16 protein-coding genes are annotated in these 19,099 nt (G+C 43.0%); 9 read left to right on the forward strand and 7 right to left on the reverse strand.

The features are described from left to right. The 4 genes from rhaB (at window position 1) to AB4405_RS21115 (ending at window position 4,749) form a co-directional block, all read left to right on the forward strand. Window positions 1-1,446: a rhamnulokinase gene (gene rhaB, locus AB4405_RS21100; RefSeq protein WP_372062706.1), complete on the forward strand. Its 1,446-nt coding sequence runs from the start codon at window positions 1-3 to the stop codon at window positions 1,444-1,446. An 11-nt stretch (window positions 1,447-1,457) separates the two neighbouring features. Then, window positions 1,458-2,717: an L-rhamnose isomerase gene (locus AB4405_RS21105; RefSeq protein ID WP_372062707.1), complete on the forward strand. Its 1,260-nt coding sequence runs from the start codon at window positions 1,458-1,460 to the stop codon at window positions 2,715-2,717. A gap of 78 nt (window positions 2,718-2,795) precedes the next feature. Beyond that, on the forward strand, window positions 2,796-3,596 hold the full coding sequence (rhaD, locus tag AB4405_RS21110; RefSeq protein ID WP_372062708.1) for a rhamnulose-1-phosphate aldolase: 801 nt from the start codon (window positions 2,796-2,798) through the stop codon (window positions 3,594-3,596). Window positions 3,597-3,606: 10 nt separating this feature from the next. Next, entirely contained in the window at window positions 3,607-4,749 is a 1,143-nt protein-coding gene (locus AB4405_RS21115) for an iron-containing alcohol dehydrogenase (protein ID WP_372062709.1), read from the forward strand. Window positions 4,750-5,166: 417 nt separating this feature from the next. Here the strand turns inward: AB4405_RS21115 and AB4405_RS21120 are convergent, their stop codons facing one another. Continuing rightward, entirely contained in the window at window positions 5,167-5,355 is a 189-nt protein-coding gene (locus AB4405_RS21120) for an AlpA family transcriptional regulator (RefSeq protein ID WP_372062710.1), read from the reverse strand. A 456-nt stretch (window positions 5,356-5,811) separates the two neighbouring features. On the opposite strand from AB4405_RS21120, the gene radC reads away from it, so the two are divergent. The 5 genes from radC (at window position 5,812) to AB4405_RS21145 (ending at window position 8,109) form a co-directional block, all read left to right on the forward strand. Further along, window positions 5,812-6,279 (forward strand): DNA repair protein RadC, encoded by a 468-nt coding sequence (gene radC / locus AB4405_RS21125; RefSeq protein ID WP_108091908.1) that lies wholly within the window; start codon window positions 5,812-5,814, stop codon window positions 6,277-6,279. Next, window positions 6,276-6,728, forward strand: coding sequence for a DUF2787 domain-containing protein (locus AB4405_RS21130; protein ID WP_372062711.1), 453 nt, complete (start codon window positions 6,276-6,278; stop codon window positions 6,726-6,728). The genes radC and AB4405_RS21130 overlap by 4 nt, the downstream gene beginning before the upstream one ends. Before the next feature lie 22 nt (window positions 6,729-6,750). After that, window positions 6,751-7,194 (forward strand): DUF2787 family protein, encoded by a 444-nt coding sequence (locus tag AB4405_RS21135; RefSeq protein ID WP_372062712.1) that lies wholly within the window; start codon window positions 6,751-6,753, stop codon window positions 7,192-7,194. Between the two features lie 127 nt (window positions 7,195-7,321). Beyond that, window positions 7,322-7,882 (forward strand): tyrosine-type recombinase/integrase, encoded by a 561-nt coding sequence (locus tag AB4405_RS21140; protein ID WP_372062713.1) that lies wholly within the window; start codon window positions 7,322-7,324, stop codon window positions 7,880-7,882. A 65-nt stretch (window positions 7,883-7,947) separates the two neighbouring features. Further along, window positions 7,948-8,109, forward strand: a complete 162-nt coding sequence (locus AB4405_RS21145) for a helix-turn-helix transcriptional regulator (protein WP_372062714.1) — start codon at window positions 7,948-7,950, stop codon at window positions 8,107-8,109. A gap of 139 nt (window positions 8,110-8,248) precedes the next feature. Here the strand turns inward: AB4405_RS21145 and AB4405_RS21150 are convergent, their stop codons facing one another. The 6 genes from AB4405_RS21150 to AB4405_RS21175 form a co-directional block, all read right to left on the reverse strand. Next, window positions 8,249-9,466: an ROK family protein gene (locus AB4405_RS21150; RefSeq protein ID WP_372062715.1), complete on the reverse strand. Its 1,218-nt coding sequence runs from the start codon at window positions 9,464-9,466 to the stop codon at window positions 8,249-8,251. Window positions 9,467-9,547: 81 nt separating this feature from the next. After that, complete coding sequence (locus AB4405_RS21155) at window positions 9,548-10,990, reverse strand: sugar porter family MFS transporter (protein ID WP_372062716.1); 1,443 nt, start codon at window positions 10,988-10,990, stop codon at window positions 9,548-9,550. 108 nt (window positions 10,991-11,098) lie between these two features. Beyond that, the gene (locus AB4405_RS21160; RefSeq protein ID WP_372062717.1) at window positions 11,099-11,974 is read right to left on the reverse strand and encodes a hypothetical protein; all 876 of its coding nucleotides are present in this window, start codon (window positions 11,972-11,974) and stop codon (window positions 11,099-11,101) included. 75 nt (window positions 11,975-12,049) lie between these two features. Continuing rightward, window positions 12,050-14,317 (reverse strand): alpha-galactosidase, encoded by a 2,268-nt coding sequence (locus AB4405_RS21165; protein ID WP_372062718.1) that lies wholly within the window; start codon window positions 14,315-14,317, stop codon window positions 12,050-12,052. A gap of 145 nt (window positions 14,318-14,462) precedes the next feature. Then, window positions 14,463-17,759, reverse strand: a complete 3,297-nt coding sequence (locus tag AB4405_RS21170; RefSeq protein ID WP_372062719.1) for a DUF5107 domain-containing protein — start codon at window positions 17,757-17,759, stop codon at window positions 14,463-14,465. 409 nt (window positions 17,760-18,168) lie between these two features. Next, window positions 18,169-18,843, reverse strand: a complete 675-nt coding sequence (locus tag AB4405_RS21175) for an inovirus Gp2 family protein (RefSeq protein WP_372062720.1) — start codon at window positions 18,841-18,843, stop codon at window positions 18,169-18,171. Window positions 18,844-19,099 lie beyond the last annotated feature (256 nt).

Here is a 19,099-nt window from a genome sequence, read left to right on the forward strand (position 1 = left end):
ATGATGAAAGCTGTGATTGCAATAGACCTTGGGGCGTCAAGCGGACGTGTCATGGTAGGTTATCTGAACAACGGGAGAATCGATCTAAAAGAATTTCACCGTTTTCAAAACCAACAAGTGATGAATGGTAATGAGTCGTGCTGGGATCTCTACTCAATTTTGGAAGAGATTGAAGTCGGAATCAATAAAGTACTTGCGACTGATGTAGAGATCACATCTTTGGGTATTGATACTTGGGGGGTGGACTTTGTGCTTTTGGATAAATTTGGTCGTCACCTTGGTGAGTTTGTCAGCTATCGTGATGTTCGTACAGAAGGCATGGAAGATAAGTTATTTAAAGACAGCCAACTAACACGTAAACAAGTCTATCAGCAAACTGGTATTCAGTTTCTCCCCTTTAATACGTTATATCAGTTAAAAGCAATTACTGAACAACGACCAAGCTGGATTTCCGAGATTGATGCATTGCTATTCATTCCAGATTATCTTAACTACAAACTTAGTGGAGTTAAACATTGTGAGTACACCAACGCATCCACAAGCCAATTGTTGGATTGTAAAAATAGAACATGGAATAAACAGTTAATCGATGCATGCGGTGCCAATATGGATTGGTTCTTACCGCCTCAAATGCCCAATATGATTATTGGTCAGTATCATGTCGGCGATCTACAAATTCCAGTTTGTTCTGTCGCAAGCCATGATACAGCTTCTGCAGTAGCTTCAACCCCAATAGCCCATGACACCATGGCTTATTTAAGTTCAGGTACGTGGTCTCTCGTCGGCATTGAAAGCGTTGAACCCTATACAAGTGATCTCGCATACCAATACAACCTGACGAATGAAGGTGGTGTGGATGGTCGCTACCGTGTACTAAAAAACATCATGGGCTTATGGCTAATCCAACGTATTAAGGCTGAGAACCCATCACTTACTTTCCCAGACATTGCTAGTTTGGCGAGTCAAGCCGAGCAATTTAAGTACGTCATGAACCCAAATGACAACGATTTTTTGAATCCAGAATCGATGACATTAGCCATCCAAAACTGGTTTAAGAAGCGAGATCTGGAAGCGCCAGAAACTCTTTCTGAAGTCATCCGTTGTATCTACGACAGTTTGGTACTGGCTTACGACAAGGTACTAACTGAACTGGCTGAAGTGACAGGCAAACCAGTGACCGAATTACGCATCGTCGGCGGAGGGACGCAAGACCAGTTCCTTAACCAACTTTGTGCCGATGTCTGTCAAATCAAAGTCTCGACAGAACCAGCAGAAGCTTCAGCATTAGGCAATGTGATTAACCAATTTATTGCATCCAATATTATTACTTCGCTGGAACAGGGTCGCCAAATTATCGATGCCTCTTCTGATGTAAAAAACTTCACTTCAAACCCTATTGAAGGATTGGGGAAAATCAAATCCCAATTCCAACAAATCATTAAATAAGGTACATAACGATGAACACAGAGCAGATTATTTCAGCTTACGAGCAAGCTAAAACTACTTTCGAAAAGTATGGTGTGGACACAGAAAAAGCTCTAGAAAAACTGAATCAAACGCCAATATCTATGCATTGTTGGCAAGGCGATGATGTTCGTGGCTTTGAATCTCCCGATACTTTATTAAGTGGCGGAATCCAAGCTACAGGAAACCACCCAGGCGCAGCAAAAACACCAACACAACTGCGCGCAGATATGGAAAAGGCATTTTCTCTAATTCCAGGGAAAAAGCGTGTAAACCTGCATGCCATCTACATTGATTCCGATGAATATGTAGAGCGAGATCAAATTAAACCTGAACACTTTGCCCGTTGGGTTGAGTGGGCCAAAGAAACAAATCTTGGCTTAGATTTTAATCCAACGCTGTTCTCTCACCCTAAAGCAGATGATGGTCTGACATTATCTCATCCTAATGAAGAAATTCGCCAATTCTGGATCGACCACGTCAAAGCAAGCCGTAAGATTTCTGAATACTTCGGTCGTGAACTTGGCTCAGCATCATTTATGAACATTTGGATACCTGATGGTATGAAAGATCAACCTGTAGACCGCTTGTCTCCACGAGCTCGTTTAATGGATTCTTTAGACAAAGCATTGGCTGAGCAAATCGCCCCTGCATTCCACAAAGATGCGGTAGAAAGTAAACTGTTCGGCATCGGAGCTGAAGCATACACGGTTGGTAGCAACGAGTTCTACTTAGCGTATGCAGCAACTCGCGGCACTGCACTATGCCTAGATGCTGGTCATTTCCACCCAACAGAAGTGATCAGTGACAAAATAAGCGCATGCTCACTGTATGTAAACGACCTGCAACTGCACGTTACACGTCCTGTTCGCTGGGATTCAGATCACGTCGTTTCTTTCGACGATGAAACTCAGGCAATTATGTGTGAAATCGTACGTAACGATCTACTCGATCGCGTCGCTATTGGTCTGGATTTCTTTGATGCATCAATCAACCGTGTAGCGGCTTGGGTTATCGGCACTCGCAACGCACAAAAAGCGCTACTTAAAGCTCTACTTGAACCAGTGGATCAATTAAAAGCAGCAGAAGCATCATTCGATTACACCACTCGCCTGGGGCTGATTGAAGAAACCCACTCTCTACCATGGGCCGCAGTATGGAACTATCACTGTTTACAAAACGGAGTTCCTGTCGGCTTTGATTGGATCAACGACGTGAAAGACTACGAAGCTACCATTCTGGAAACACGTTAATTCAAATCGCTTATCAACAAACAAGTCAGAGTATCTATCTGGCTTGTTTGGTTAACCAAATATCAAAAGGCTAATCTTATGATTCAATTAAACGACGCTGTGATGTGTGAAATCGAGAAAGTTAGTGAAGTTTCTCAATACCTTTGGCAACGCGAATGGGCAGAGCGTAATGGCGGTAACATCTCTGTCGATGTCACAGACCTGTTTGACAAAATCCCTCAGGTAAACGTTCAAGAAAAAACGCTACCCCTGCAATTGCCAATAGAAAGTGCTAACCGAATCTACTACGTAAAAGGTACTGGTCAGCGGATCCGCGAGCTCCGTAACCCTGAATACGCAGGCTGCGTTCTGAAAATAAATTCAGAGGCAAATGGCTACCAGATTATCTGGGGAGGTAAAGCTAGCAATGATTTCGCACCAACATCTGAGTTCATCAGCCACATTAAAATTCTTGTAGCAAAGAATAAAGCAGGCTCTGACCATAAATCGGTCGTTCACACACATCCGCTTGAATTGATTGCTCTATCTCACCATACTGATATTTCAAAAAGCAGTGAATTGTTCACACACACTTGTTGGAAGATGTTACCAGAGGTGCGGGCATTCGTGCCACGCGGAATTGGTATGATCCCTTATTGCCTACCTTCCTCTGAAGAATTGGCCGATGGCACAACAGCTTCATTATTAGTAAATGATGTTGCTATCTGGGAGAAACATGGCGCAATGTCATCTGGTGTAGATGTACTACAAGCATTTGATTTTATTGATGTAGCAAATAAGGGAGCCAAGTTATACCTAATGTGTCTATCCGCAGGTTATGAACCAGAAGGCGTAACCAAAGAAAACATGGAAATATTAAAGCAAGAATTCAACCTATAGAGTATAAATTATGAGTGTGTTCAAACTGGCTTTTCCTAAAATAAATTACTCTGGCGCTGGAGCAATTGAAGCATTAGCTCAGCGTTTATCTGATGACCATGGCAGTGAAAAAGGGTTGCTTATCTGCGATCCTACCTTGGTAGAACTTGGTTTTAGTGAAAAGCTGATCGACAGTTCGCTGAACTTAGTACTGTTCAAAGATGTGCGTCCCAACCCAGACTCCAATACTGTGAACCAAGCCTACAAGATGTATTGTGACTCGGGAGCGCAGTTTATCATTGGTTTTGGGGGAGGTAGTTCAATTGATACAGCTAAGGCAATCAAGATACTTTCAGCCAATGATGGGCCAATTGCCAAGTACAATGGAGTCGAAAAAGTAAGGCATCTTGGTGCTCCCCTGTACGCAATCAATACGACTGCAGGTACTGCTGCGGAAGTAACAAGCAACACTGTGATTACAGATACGCAGACGCACATCAAGCACGTAATCATCTCCGATAAAATAATCCCAGATATTTCGGTTAATGACCCTAGTGTAATGTTAGGTATCCCTGCGAACACAACAGCAGCAACCGGGATTGATGCGTTAACACATGCGATTGAATCTTTTGTCTCAGTCGGGGCGCACAAATTAACCGATTACATTTCTCTAGAGGCAATCAAAACCATCGCTCAAAGCTTACCTCTGGCAGTTGATGAAGGCGACAATGTGGATGCTCGTGAAATGATGGCGCACGGCCAGTTTATAGCTGGTTTGTCATTTAACAGTGCTGGACTTGGTATGGTTCATGCCATGGCTCATCCTGCAGGAGCCAAAAAAGACTTACCACATGGAGTATGTAACGCAATTCTACTACCTATAGTGAGTGAGTTTAATCGTCCTTACTGTGTTGAAAAATTTGCAAAAATCGCAGAAGCACTAGGTGCAGACACATCAAATATGACTTTAGAGCAAGCAAGTATTGTTGCTATTGATCGACTCAAAACCTTGAATCATCGGGTTGGTATCCCTAAAGGTTTTACTCAATTGGGAGTAACTGAAGCGGATATTCTGAGTTGGGTAGACGATGCTTTAGGTGATCCTTGCGCTGGCGGCAATCCCCACCCAATGACACGGGAACAAGTCATTGAGCTATATAAAAAAGCTCTTTAACTTCGTGATAAAAGCTCTTCCCATCGAAACGTAGTAAGAAAGGTTTAGCATTGAGCTAGGCCTTTCCTTTTGAAACGACACCTAGATATGAACAAAAAATGTTAGTTATCTTTACTAAAAATCAGTATTAGAGATTTTGCATTCTAAATCTCTAATACTGTTAACGAGCGAGGGTAAATTCACATAGATAGTATTGAGCAAAGTTTTTTCTACACGATTTGATGCAATAAATGCGTTGGATTTTTTGCCAAAGTATCTTGCAGTATTAGACAATGATTACCATCTTTAGTTACGGTACTGCTTGTTTCGCAACTTAGTCAGCAGTATGTTGATTACCCTAATCTTATAACAACACACGGTTACTTAAATAATATGACATAGAAAGAATGCTGTAATGGCTTCCTTTTTAGTTATTTACTACTCTGCGTTATCGCGTTCGCCAATCCTATCCAATATCCAATCTGTTACCTCTTCTTCTACCCATGCCACTGAACGGCACCCTAGTGATATTGCTTTTGGGAATTGCCCTTCGCTCATGTACTTGTAAATGGTAGAACGTGCAAGGCTGGTTAAGGTCATTACTTCTTTTAGTTTGATTAATCTCATGATGAATTCCGGTTAGTTCAACTCATGAGATAACGAGAATGTGCATTTAATTACTCCACTGCGTAAATCACCACACTCCAATTTTTTTCAACCACACATTACCTTTTTGAAGCCAGCTAGTCGCAGGCTTCCATTTATGCTCGTTTCTTAAATCAAACTAAGCAGGAGGCACTTATGCCGTTTGTTTTCATTGCTGGCTTTATCGTTGGCGCAGGTTTGTACCACATCAACAAGGAGGCGAATGGTGAATCCCCACCAACCTACTAAGACAATAATAGAGTTGTTCATCTATGGCGTTGTGAGCGGTTACAACTGGGCTAAACAACAAGATAAATAGCAGCCATAACCTAAAGCGGCCCAGCATGATTGGGCTGCTTCTATGGGGAAGGATTCCATTATTTTTTAGCTACATATTACTTGGATGCACATACCTTTAACGCACAAGAAGGAAAGTACATGCATTCAAATCAATACACGCCAAATGAACCTACAGAGCTTCGTCAAATTCTAGAGACCGCAGCAACCATGCTAGCGGCGAAGTATGCTCGGGCAGGCTCATTCACCAGTCCAGAAAACACTAAGCAATATCTACAGATGAAACTGGCGCATTACGACAGAGAAGTGTTTGCCGTGATGTTTCTTGATAATCAAAACCAACTGATTGAATACAAAGAGATGTTCTTTGGCACCATCGATGCTGCTAGCGTTTATCCAAGGGAAGTCGTCAAGGAAGGATTAATGTTGAACTCGGCGGCAGTGATCTTTGGTCATAATCACCCGTCCGGCTTACCTGAGCCATCACAAGCCGATCGCAGAATCACTCAACGTCTGTCTGATGCATTAGCGCTAGTTGATATCCGAGTATTGGATCACGTTGTGGTCGGTGAGCAATGCGTGTCCTTTGCTGAGCGAGGTTTGTTATGAGCCAAACCACACCCCATCGACTGCTGGTGGAATACCTCAATGCTCTTACTGAGCAATTAGATATTCCCACCTTTGCTACACGTATCGCCCTGAACTTTCGAGTGTCGAGCTACTACCAAGATCGTAGTGGTTTTCATCCTGTAGAGATCCAACTCAATAGATCGACAAACCAATCAGACAGCACTCATTGGAGCATCGTCTTTGTTGCTAGCTTTGCTTATCCAGACGAACAAACCGAAAAGATGGAGGTCGAGCTTTACTTCAATTTTCTGCGTGGATGGTTCTATCAACCGGACATTGAACGCTGTGAACTCCACCAGCCACAAGTAACCAGCCTATATCAAAGCTATGAACGGTCTTTCCTCAAGCAAATCCAGCAAGGCTCCTTTGACGGTATCCAAGCAACACTCGTCAATATCGATACGACCACTGAATCATCAATCGCATAATCATCAACCAAGGAGGCATACCATGCCAGCCGCAACCAAAATTCAAACAATGCAGATTCACCCTTGTGTGCTGCCTATCTCTACTCGCTTTCATAACGCAATCACTAAACAGGTTCAGGATGCGAGTCTGGATTACTATTCAGATACCTTAACCATTAACTTTCGAGACACTAGCTATAACGCTGAAGCTGGTGGGTATCATCCAGTAGAAATCATGATCCGCAATGACGGTGATAAGTGGCGACTCTGTTACATCACCGACTTTGCCTATTCTGGTGGAGTTTATCCAGAGCTAGCCATCGAGCTCGATTTCAATATTGAGAGCAACATATTCAGGCAGATGTTTTTAGCTCCTTGCGCTCTAGCACATCGAGAAGTGAAATCTTTCTATCGAACATGGGAAGGTAACTTTTTGGAATATCTATCTGATGGTGTGTTTGACCAAATTAAAGTCACCAAGAGCTGAAAAGCATCCAAGTTCCCATTTTAGCAATTTGGGAACTTGCCAACCCTTATGGAACAAGGCTTTTCGTTTCTGGTCTGCTGTGAAGTTCCTCTAATCATCATTTTCATCGAAAAAAGGAAGCTGCGTTATGGCAGAAGTTCAAGCGGTGAAAAACCGTGACACAATTCAGCTCATCGGCCACTTATTAGAAATACGGCATAGTAAGCAAATGTCAGACATCTGGAATGTTGGTATTAATCTCGCTTTGCGGATTTCTGATTTACTGGCAATTAAGTTCAGTGACATTGAAGAAGACCGTTTAACCATCCGTGAGTCAAAGACGAGCAAAGTCGCACAGATAGCACTAAACCCAAGAAGCTTAGAAATCATCCTCCGCATTAAAAAGGAGAATCCACACCACATTTACCTATTTCAATCTTACCGAAACCAACAAGCGATAAACAAAGCTGCCAATCCATTGAGTCGTCGAGCTGTTAGTCAAGCGTTTTCATCGATTGGTGAAGAGATTAGTTTTCCGCTGGGGACTCACTCAATGCGAAAGACCAGAGGCTACCACCTCTATAAAAGTACCAAAGATATTGCACGAGTAATGCGGATGCTTCGCCATAGCTCAGAAGGTGTCACGCTGCGCTACATTGGTGTGACACAAGATGATATTGATAATGACTTTAGGGAATTAATTTTATGAATGCAAAAGACACTATAACGACAACACCACCAGCTTACCGCTTGATGTAATTGCATGAAGTGCTAATGATTACTGGATTAGCTCGTTCAACGATCTACAAATGGATGAGCGATGGATGTTTTCCCAGAGCAGTAAAACTCAACTCTCGATCAGTTCGCTGGATTGAGAATGAAGTTCAAGAATGGATGGCATGCAAACGGGATCAGCGTGATTGCATAATTGTATAGGCGTGGAGTCTGCGTTGATGAAGAGGTTGGTATTACCTCTTTTTTGATCCTGAAATTTAAATTGTGTATCTGTTTATAATTGAGCCCGTTATGGATAAGAAAGCTATAAAAGCCTTCGCTAGCAAAGTTGACAAGCCAATTAAGACTCCTTCAACGTTTTTAATTTCTGCTCGATGAATGCGTACCCTATACCCATGAGTATTTCAGTATCATTCAAGGCCCCAACTCTAATCGATGCTTTATCTCTAGCTAACTCAGTTGAGTCCTCAAACGGGTTGGAGTAGGCTTGAGAACAGATTTTTTCAATCCACACATCTCCAAATTTGCACGCTTCACCATAGAGTAAAATATAATTCACGTTTAATGTTAGAAAGAAGTTGTAGAGACTTAAACCTAGTACTCTCGCCGCATGATCGACAATACTTACCACTAACGGATCGCCAGCATGGTAGCGCTCTAAACAATCGGAAAACTCGATGTCAACCGCGGTTTTTTGCTCAAAAAAATCGACATCAGTTTTTAAACGAGCACGAACAGTACTGATGATTGCGTTGGTTGATGCCACCGTCTCTAAACAACCATAACGTCCGCAACCGCACCTGCGCCCATCAGGATCAACAACTGTATGCCCAATCTGCCCGCTGCCATAAAGTTGTCCACGAAAAACTTCATGCTGAATCACAAATGAAGAACCAACTCCATAATCGACATTTATAACGCAAAAGTTTTCGTAGTTATTGTGATTAATCCACTTTTCAGCCAACGTTATCATCACGCAGTCATTATCAACTTCGATGTCAATCCCAAGGCGATTTTCAAGTATATATTTAACCTCGACCAACTCTGACCATGGGGCTTGGGGCATAACTCGGCTTGCGCCAGTTTCAATATCGACCACACCATGTAACGCCAGTGCAAGTTTCAAAGGTTTGTTATGTGCTTTTTGCTTGCATTGCCAATAAACTTGCTCGATACATTCGATAAATTGCTCTGGATTAGTCGGTTCGATTTCGATACTAAAACGCTCAAGCAGTAAGTTCACATTGCTATCGACTATCAGTGCACTAATTTTTTTAGGTGAAACCTGCATGCAAATGATGTCATGACTACTTAACGTTGCTTGGTACGTACCAGAACTATTGCCACGCTGTATTCCGGTATTTTTCTGATGGATGACGAGGCCTTGCTCTTGAAGCTGGGCTAGTATTTTACTTATCGCAGGAATAGTAAGGCACACTTGGCGCGAGAGCTGAGATTTACTCAAGCTTTTATAGCGGTATAACTGGCGCATGACTGCCCCGCAATTGATACTGCGAACCTGTTGATTATTTATACCTACGTTTGGATCTGAGCGCATATAATTACCAGGCTATGTGAGAGCGAATAACGCAGTGTCAATTGTAATCTGACTCTGCGCTAGTGACTTAGTGATAACTATTTAGACTTGGGATTCCTTAAAGTTCACATTTGATTTTTCTAAAGCGCGTTTTCGTAGTGACTCTTCTAAAATTTCAAGTGAAATACCTTTGGTCTCGGGAACATTTTTCAAGATATAAACAAAACCAAGCGCACAAATCACTGCGTAGATGAAGAAACTTCCTGCTGCTCCTAGCACCGAATTAATGATTGGGAAGGTATAGGTCAATAGGAAACATGCAACCCACAAGAAGAAAGTAGCTACCGACATTGCCGAGCCGCGAACTTTAGTTGGGAAAATTTCAGAAAGCAATACCCAGGTCATTGGCGCTAGTGTTAGTGAGTAAATTGCGATAGCAATCAAGACCAATATAAGTAATGGGAACCCTTGAACACCGACAAAGTAAGCACCGGCCATAAGCGTGTAAATTACGGCTAAGCCAATTGATCCTATCAGCATGAGACGACGTCGGCCAATCCGCTCAACGAAATTAAGCGCAATGATTGTAAACAGTAGGTTCACTAAACCAGTTGCTACAATCGATTTAAGCGTGTCATTAATGTCAAAACCTGCTGAGGCAAAAATGTCTTGAGCGTAGTTGAAAATCACATTGATACCACACCACTGTTGGAATACGGCCAGTGTGATACCAATCATGACTGTCGGGCGGATATCTGGGCGAAGCAGCGCTTTCATCGGCAGTGATTTCTCATTGCTATTAATAGATTGCTTAATTTCTTGAAGTGTTGCTTTTGCGTAGGCTTCGTTACCGATTTTTTTCAAGGTTGCCAGGGCTTCTTGGTCTCGACCCATCTTTGCCAACCAACGCGGTGACTCAGGAACAAAAAGAATACTTACGAAAAACGCAATAGCCGGTACCAGTTCAGCCCCAAACATATAACGCCATCCGCTTTGGCCATTCCATGTTTGTGCAATCACGTCATTAGTTGCACCAGCAACAACGGGTTCTGCAATCATCATATTCACTAATTGCGCGGTGAGAATACCACTGACGCCCATTAAGGCAGTGATAGTAATCAAACGGCCACGGCGGGCTGTTGGGGCAATTTCAGAAACGAACAATGGCGCAAGCCCCATTGCCAAACCGATTCCAACACCACCGACAATACGAGCGACCATAAACCAAGTAAAATCATTACTAACCGCAGTACCCCATGCTGAGATTACAAACAATACCGCCGAAAGTATCAGCGGGCGCTTGCGGCCGTAGTGGTCACTGAGCTGACCCGATGCAATCGCACCAAATACACAACCAATCAAAGCCGAGCTCATCGCCCACCCCTGCAAAGAAGGTGAAGTGATCGCAAAAAACGATTCATAAAATGGTTTCGCTCCGCCAATAACCACCCAATCGTATCCAAAAAGAAAGTGGCCGCATGCGACCGATAAACAGATCATCCATATATTTCTATTGTTAAATTTATAGTCTTGTTCTTGCATCATTTATCCTTAGATTATCTCTTTACTTTATTTGAGATAGATAATATCAACTGGGCTGTAGGAAAAAGTTCAACGAATCACAAGCTTTAGTTAACAATGTTTAATAATAGATTATAATTGTTCCACACCGATTAGCAAACTCACCGATGCTCGCTCGCCGGTGTTGATCATTGCTGCGCTCCCCCGGGTTTGGGCATCAATTTCATATTGCTGCGGCTCGATGCAAATAAACTCAGACTCACGTCCGTTAGCCTCAAACTGCGGCTGATAAACAACCCATTGCAAACTATTGCTACTGCAAGTTAGTTTAATTGCTCTGGATGGGCTAAACAGCTGCACTTTGGCTTCATTAAGTAAAAAACCATTATTAATAAAGCGATTGGGAATTGGCATCGCTTGGCTGAAATTTTTCCAGCTTGGGACCGCTGAAGAAAATTCAAGTGGCATATACGCTTGATCTTGAGGCCAATACCCAGCGCACGACATTTGTAAGCTATCACCTCGCTCTTTTACAAAAAATGGATGGAGTCCAAGATTGATAGGCACAGCATGCTTGGCGGTATTTTCCAAGCTTAGTTCAATGTTCAAAGACCTATGACTCAAACGATAACAAATGGTAGCGTGGTACGATAACTCTTCGGGTGTATTACTACGTAATTCAAGCGTTAATTCACTTTGAGTGCAACTCACAAGCTGCCAACACTTGAGCCAAGCATTCCCATGCAAAAAATACTCGGGGTCAGCCTGATGAGTCGGTAAACTCAGTTTCTTAGCTGCCAGATTTAGTTGATTATCGCGGATTCTATTAGCAAAGGGCGCCATCGGAAAGCAAGCACTTTGCGTCGCTAATAGCGCAGTTCCCTTTATCGAGTCGAGATTGCGCGACTTCAAAATTGGCGTGTCATCGACCTTAAAATCGAGAACACAAGCACCTTGGGCGGCAACCACTAAGCGTGACGACCCATTTTGTAAGATAAAACTCTCCATGACTGGTTTCCAAAACGTGACTAAATAAAAAAAGGCCAGAAGGGATAAAATCCGATCTGGCCTCTGGGATTTAAATTAAACCGCGTTAATACTATAAATAAACTCTTTATAATCGCCGTCGTGAACGAGTTCCGGCGGCATTGCAAAACCGATCTGCATCAATTCGGCTCCGGTATATACTCGGTCGTGATCAGCAAACGGCCATGGTCGTTTTTTTCCATCGAAAATCTGATATGTCACCGATGGTTTACTTAGCATTTTGACCCGATATGAACGTGAAGAGTCCAATCCATGTAGTTTAATAAACTGATAACCCGCAGATGCTCGAGCGCGCTGTTTAAAGACCGCCAAAATACCATTTTCTTTGGCACTATCAATCACCGCCCATGCTGCATAGCGGCTTTGAGTTGGGTCAGACAAGCGCCAGTAATCGCCTTCAAAAATCAGCGGGCTATATTGCTGCCATAAGTCTAAATAGTATTGGGCAATATCACGTTCTTCATCACTTAAAGTGGTGATATCGCAGATGTACCCCATAGAGCCAAACATCGCAACCGCACTTCGAAATGCAAATGGGGTTACTCGGCCAACTTGGTGATTTGGCGCAGGAGAAATTTGATTAACCAAGGTCGACAACGGATAAACCATCGATGCGCCGTATTGAATCGTCAAGCGATCAGCGGCGTCGGTATTATCAGAAGTCCACGTTTCTGGCATATAGTGGGTCATACCGGGGTCAAAGCGGCCGCCACCTGATGCGCAGTTTTCCCAAACAATATCAGGAAAACGCCGCACTAAACGCTCAAGTAACTCATAAAGGCCTAAGATATAACGGTGCGCACTTTCTTGTTGTTGGCATGCGGGTAAAATTCCCGAACCCACCTCAGTCATGTAACGGTTCATATCCCATTTTACAAAAGTCGTTTTAGTTGCCGCAAAGACTTTTTCCAAAGCCTCATAGAGGTATTCAACGACTTCTGGGCGTCCCATATCTAGAATATATTGGTTGCGACCATGCGAGGGTGGATAACCCACGGCATTGAGCATCCAATCAGCATGTTCGCGATAGAGGTTCGAGTCTTGGTTGAACATTTCAGGCTCAACCCAGATGCCAAAATCAACCCCTTCATTACGAACGGCCTCACCCAGATGCTCAAGGCCTTTAGGAAATTTACTTTGATCAACATACCAGTCGCCAAGAGAAGAGGTATCATCGTTACGCGAGCCAAACCAGCCATCGTCCATGGTCATTCGGCCAACGCCAAGGCGTTTACAATGCTTGGCGAAATCAACAATCTTTTCTTCGTTAAAATTAAAGTAGGTCGCTTCCCAATTATTGGCTTGGGTCAGGCGCGGTTTATCGCTCCATTGGCCGCGCGCTAAGCGAGTACGATATAAGCGATGGAAAGTTTGTGACATTCCATTCAGACCGCTATCTGAAAATACCATGATAGCTTCTGGGCTTTGAAAATCTTGGCCAGGTTCGAGTTTCCAGCTAAAGTTATGTGGATTAATTCCCATTAATACTCGGGTTTGATCAAAGGCACTCACTTCGGTTTGCGCCAAAAAATTACCCGAATAAATCAAGCTAAATCCAAACACATCGCCTTGAAACTCATCACTATTAGGGCGCTTAAGTGCCATAAATGGATTAAAGAAATGCCCCGAGTTGCCGCTGTTACTATGAACGCTCATCACACCTTTTTGCAAAGGGCGAGATTGCATTTCAAATTCACGCGCCCATGCACCATGCAAGCTCATCATTTCAAAGTCAGCGTCGACAAAATCGAGCGCCAAAGATTGCACATTCATGATTTGTGCACTTTGCTCGCTGGTGTTGCGCACGCGGGTCGAGCGAGCTAAAGCATTGAAGTTTTCAAAAACGGTAAAGAGGAGGTCGACTTCAATCCCATTGTGAGCATCGCGCAAAGTAATAATTAAAGTCTGACATTCTGAATCGGCATTACTATAGACAGCCGGAAGCCCATCTAAAGCAGGTTTACCCGCTTCGATGCTATGGCTTAGGTATTTCAAAGAGCTAATCGAATTGCCATCAAAGTGATTAATTTGTAGCGCCGGAAAACGCAAATCACCGCGTCCCCAACCGGGGTAGACCATCGGCACATCACTTTCAGAGACGCTCAGGTTCCCAGCTTCAGCGCAAGCTGCGGTAACGCGAGGATGATGGGTGATGACGTAAGAAGGGTCACTCCAGTGGGCAAGCGATTTTCCACTATAGAGGTGGCGTAATCCTTCATCCACATCGATTCCCATAAATGATGAAAATCCATTTCCATGCAATGCAAAGATTCTACGTTCTTGATCAAAAGTAATAGATAGCATCGGTCTAATTTCTCTTATTTGGTAGCAAAATAGCTGACTATATGGATTTTAACTAAATGCTGTTTAGTTAATCTAGCATGGCAATCCGCTATTTGCTGTCGTTAGAAGTTGCAAGTGCTGGCTCATAGAGCCAGCAAATTATGCTTTATGCAGTTACAGGCTCTGCGATAAGCTCTTGGCTAGAGCGAATCAAGTCCAGTTTATTATGCGCGCAATCAAGGCTGTTAATTTGTGCATATAAATCTTCGCTACTGTGAGATTGATTGGTCAATATTTCTAAACCAACAGCTCCCATATATTGAACAAATAAGCAGTGCACCCGATGGGTTACTTCAATATCTGAATCAAACACGATTAAGTCTGGCAGTGATACCGCGAAGAAATCACGCTCAACCTTTTGACTGATATGCTCTTTACCCCAAACTAACATGTCGTTGAATACTTGGGTGGCTTGTTCGCTACGTCCAGATTGAACCATCGCTAAGGCTTTAAAGAACAAATAATCGGCTGGCTGGTCGTTATAATACTTGCTCTCACCAATTTCCAAATCGCCCGCTGCCGCTTTTTCAAAATGACTTTTGGCCATTTCAGTTTGCGATAAGCCCGCATAACAGTGCGCAAGATAGAAGAAGATATCGTTGTCAGTTTGACCGACCAAACGCCCCTCGCCTAAGTTTTCTGGATACTCAAGAGCCGCTTGAAGATAAGCAATCGCTTGTTCAAATTCTTGCTCATCAATACACGCTGCTGCTAAGTGAATTTTATGGGCAATAAATTGACCTGTCACGCGTCCTTCGCCGCCCTCCCATGGGTGGAAAATCCGCTGTTCAAAAATCTGCGCAACTTTGTGGTGATTCTCAGTTTGGTTGAGTAATGCTAAGAATTCACAACATAAATCATCACGTTTGAGCACCATCACTTCATGGCTTAACAATAAGTCCAAACGGGTTTGAATACTTACCTGAGCGCGTTTGCTTAGGTGGTCTAGCTCAAACAATACGCGAGCATCACTTTGATCTAATTCCCAAGCCGTGCGCATATGCTTGAGCGCTTGCTGGGCATCGTTGCATTTGTTAAATGCATAGATAGCTAAGCAGCGATGTGCATGCGCAAAGTTCGATTCAACTGCAATCGCTTCACGCCAAAGCGCCGCGGCTTGTTGATATGATTTTTTCGAGTAATGAAAACTTGCCAATAAATGCTTCACAAATGCACTGGCAGGCAAGTTTGATAGCAGTTCAATTTCAGTCAGTGTATTTGGAAAAATAACGTTAGTTTCAAAACTAGTTTGAGCATGTGCGATTAGGCTATCTTGACGTGCGACATCATCTATCAGACCGGCCAACATTAAGGTTGGCAATGCACCATTAACACTACTAAGCTCAATAATTTCAATAGCTTGCTTGCAATGACCAAAGGAAATATAAAGATTCGCTAAGTAAATCGCATTGGAATCCCGAGCACCTAATAAATCGACATATAGCTTTAGATGCGCTGCATCTTGGGTCAATTGGTAGCGTTGGAAGTACAAAGCATATGGCAGTGGATGCTCACTAATTTGCTCATCGATATATGCAAGCGCTTGTTCGCTTTGACCTAAGTTACTAAGCACAACCGCTTTGAGCGCAACTGCATTATAACTAACGCCATTGAGTTGCAGCGAGCGCTCAACATATTCAAGAGCTTCAAGATAATTCCCTTGAGCGTTGGCAACTCGGCCTAATGCATAAAAGCCAGTATCTTTACAGTTACCACTCCAAGTCGATTTAAAGAAGTTGGTAAATGCATCTTCTAATTGACCTTGTTTCTCATAAATACAAGCGCGTAAATAACTAGCTTTACCACAGATTGGGTTTTTGTTGTAACGGTGGGCACGCTCAAGCGCTGCATCAACATATGCTAGCGCTGCATCATAATTGGCGCGCTCATACTCAAGGGTCGCTAAAGCTAAATTAGAACGATAATCTTGCTTATCTCGACGCAGCGCTTCGTTGTAATAATCCCAAGCAGAGCTAGTTGCGTGATGATATTGCTCAAGGTGTTGACCAATTAAATAAAGCTCATCCACACTCGCAACTTCGGCAGGTTTTTGCGGCGCGGTTGCGGGATCTGGAATTGGTTCTTGCTTGTCGATGTGCTCAATGTATTGGAGTGTCTTTAAGCCATCAGGTGAAGCCACGGTAATGGTTAAGCGTGAGTCACTATTGCATGCTAGTGTTTCTAGCAAGCTCGCGCCGGTATTGAGATTTAATTCTGTCTCAAGTAGGACTTCATTGGTATTACGAATTGTCAGCTTGTAAGCAGCTAAATTGGCAATCGCGTACACGCCCCAGCTAAGAGATTTACCTTCACGTTGCAAGGTTAACGCTAATTCGGTGTTGGCATTCTTAACCATGCCAATATCACTATATGGTAAGAAGTTTTGAACGAAAACCTTCTCTTCATTTGCATCAAGCCAAGTAAAATCAGGTTGATTATCGGTGAAGATACCGGTCATTAGCTCAATATATGGGCCATTATCATCAGTTAGGTTTCTATCCCAAGCGAGTCCAAAATCGCAGTTTCCCCACGTCCATTGCTTTTTACCGGGCGCAATGTGGTGATTGGCAACATGCAATAGTCCGCCGTTTTCATCGTGGCTATACGCGCCTACGAAATCGTACTCAGAGCTTGCAGCCATATACGAAGTCGGTACTGGAATATTGCGATAACGCGAAATATCAGTACCTGGTGAATAATCCACCTTGTAGTACTCGCCAGTTGCAATTGGAAAGTCGATGACATCGCGCTTACCGTGGTCAAATACTGCTGTAACATCTGGTGGGAAAATACTCTGATGATCGTCACCGGCTTTAACCGCTGGGTTAGACCACCACAAAAATTGTTTTGGTGTGTCATTAGGGTTATAAACTTTACCCGTAATTTCAATCAGTGATTTATTTGGATAAAGCTTGAAGCCAGCCGAAACTTTAAGGCCGTACATATGCTCAATTTCGCCCATCCATACCGTAACAGCACCATCAGCATGCTCTTCGATGCGATAGTCTGTTGGCAAAAATGTAGTTGGGCGGTGATGCTGGGGCCAGTTAAATTCAATTCCACCAGAAATCCATGGGCCTACGAGTCCAACCAGAGCCGGTTTTATTACATCGTTGTGGTAGACAAAATCTCGCTGCTTAACTTTGTCATAGGCGCGGTGAATTCGCCCGCCAAGTTCTGGCAACAACATAATTTTTAGAAAGTCATTTTCTAAGTAAATAGCATGGTAGGCTTTGTCTTGTTTTTCATCGCCTATGGAGTCGACTACGCCATAGGGATAAACGCTACCTGATGAGCCTTGGTAGACACGTTTTTCTAAGAACATTGGGTTGGTATCCACTTTCCCTAATGGATACGTTGGATAGATGACCTCTTCGGACCATGCTTTGACTTGTCCACTCATTGTTTACTCACCTTTACTTTACTGTTTTTACATTAATATCGTTAAGATACAGTTTAGCGAGATACAAAGTGAATTTAATCTCAATACATCACAGCCTTTACTTTACTTGGATTAGTAAATGAGATTAATTGGACTGGAAGTGGAAACATTATAGTGATGATATACTCTATGATTCAGTTCCACTTAAGATACGTAAGTTTCAACATATTATTTCGACGTAGAATAGCCATGCTAGTTGACGTGTAGTACTTTTTGTAGCTGAAGTACCCTATTCCATATTTCGCATAATAAATCAGTCAAGTTAGATGACGGCTAGCCTACATTCCTCTGTCGACACAACTGTGAGCAAAAGAAGCATTGGATATCAATGAGCCAGAATTGGTACTCTGGCTCAGAGTGATGATTAAAACTAAATTAATCTCTTCCTTGAATTACTGCACCCAAAGTTACGACGACCATCACCAAGTATCTTCGTTTCAGCCTTTGCCAAGTAAGCCAGCCTAACTGCTACTTCCCCTAAATCTTTCTGAAATCGTACTGGTGGGTGATTGCGGTTCAACGTATACATAGGGCGCTCAGGGATATGAACTAACCCCTCAACCTCATCTGTCGTAAGCCCTAATGCACTAGCCCATGCCTTGTTTACCATACAAGCCAAAGTACCTTCGTAATGAGGCCTGCCTAATGGATAATAAGCGTCTTGATTGATCACCAGTGCCACATGATAATGTTCATTGTGACTCGTACTACGTTCCCTTACCCAAACGTAATTTAACGGACACGAGTAGATACGCTTCCCTTGTTTGGCTTTATTCCTCTGGTCGAAATGCATCTGAGTTTTCAAAGAGGCTATAAACCGTTTCATCAAATCAACATCGGTATTCACATAGCAGGTCGGCACATCACGCTCTAAAGGGTTGTCAGAGTTCAAACCATTGTTAGGTATACGTGGATCAATTCGAGCGATGAGTACTCTAGGATGGATCGCTAAGGATCCCATAACAGTGTCATTGATACGGGCAAGGTGGTGTTGGTTTAGAGAACCATACTTAGCTGGGATTTGAGCAAATTGAAACATGTTCATGAAAATCTCTCCTGTGTTGTTTGATTTCACATAGAAAGAGAATGATGCGTAACAATTTACATAAAACTGTTCTGTCGTAGCAGTGAGTGAATCTCTATTGCCTATGGCTAGAGATCTTAGCTGACACAACAACATGTACGGTATGCATCAGTAGTGTGGCTACTGAGTGTTGTACTGCTAGTAATGCTCTTATAAAGAGTGTTTGTTAAGTAGCTATAATACTAATCCACCGAGTCCACTGTTTCTTTCAAGGCTG

Origin of the sequence: Vibrio sp. 10N.261.51.F12 (genome assembly GCF_041471725.1) — a bacterium.
Lineage (GTDB): Bacteria > Pseudomonadota > Gammaproteobacteria > Enterobacterales > Vibrionaceae > Vibrio.

Coding starts and splice junctions, on each gene's coding strand:
- rhaB (WP_372062706.1), top strand. CDS start 1: ATGATGAAAGCTGTGATTGCAATAGACCTTGGGGCGTCAAGCGGACGT.
- AB4405_RS21105 (WP_372062707.1), top strand. CDS start 1,458: ATGAACACAGAGCAGATTATTTCAGCTTACGAGCAAGCTAAAACTACT.
- rhaD (WP_372062708.1), top strand. CDS start 2,796: ATGATTCAATTAAACGACGCTGTGATGTGTGAAATCGAGAAAGTTAGT.
- AB4405_RS21115 (WP_372062709.1), top strand. CDS start 3,607: ATGAGTGTGTTCAAACTGGCTTTTCCTAAAATAAATTACTCTGGCGCT.
- AB4405_RS21120 (WP_372062710.1), bottom strand. CDS start 5,355: ATGAGATTAATCAAACTAAAAGAAGTAATGACCTTAACCAGCCTTGCA.
- radC (WP_108091908.1), top strand. CDS start 5,812: ATGCATTCAAATCAATACACGCCAAATGAACCTACAGAGCTTCGTCAA.
- AB4405_RS21130 (WP_372062711.1), top strand. CDS start 6,276: ATGAGCCAAACCACACCCCATCGACTGCTGGTGGAATACCTCAATGCT.
- AB4405_RS21135 (WP_372062712.1), top strand. CDS start 6,751: ATGCCAGCCGCAACCAAAATTCAAACAATGCAGATTCACCCTTGTGTG.
- AB4405_RS21140 (WP_372062713.1), top strand. CDS start 7,322: ATGGCAGAAGTTCAAGCGGTGAAAAACCGTGACACAATTCAGCTCATC.
- AB4405_RS21145 (WP_372062714.1), top strand. CDS start 7,948: ATGATTACTGGATTAGCTCGTTCAACGATCTACAAATGGATGAGCGAT.
- AB4405_RS21150 (WP_372062715.1), bottom strand. CDS start 9,466: ATGCGCTCAGATCCAAACGTAGGTATAAATAATCAACAGGTTCGCAGT.
- AB4405_RS21155 (WP_372062716.1), bottom strand. CDS start 10,990: ATGATGCAAGAACAAGACTATAAATTTAACAATAGAAATATATGGATG.
- AB4405_RS21160 (WP_372062717.1), bottom strand. CDS start 11,974: ATGGAGAGTTTTATCTTACAAAATGGGTCGTCACGCTTAGTGGTTGCC.
- AB4405_RS21165 (WP_372062718.1), bottom strand. CDS start 14,317: ATGCTATCTATTACTTTTGATCAAGAACGTAGAATCTTTGCATTGCAT.
- AB4405_RS21170 (WP_372062719.1), bottom strand. CDS start 17,759: ATGAGTGGACAAGTCAAAGCATGGTCCGAAGAGGTCATCTATCCAACG.
- AB4405_RS21175 (WP_372062720.1), bottom strand. CDS start 18,843: ATGAACATGTTTCAATTTGCTCAAATCCCAGCTAAGTATGGTTCTCTA.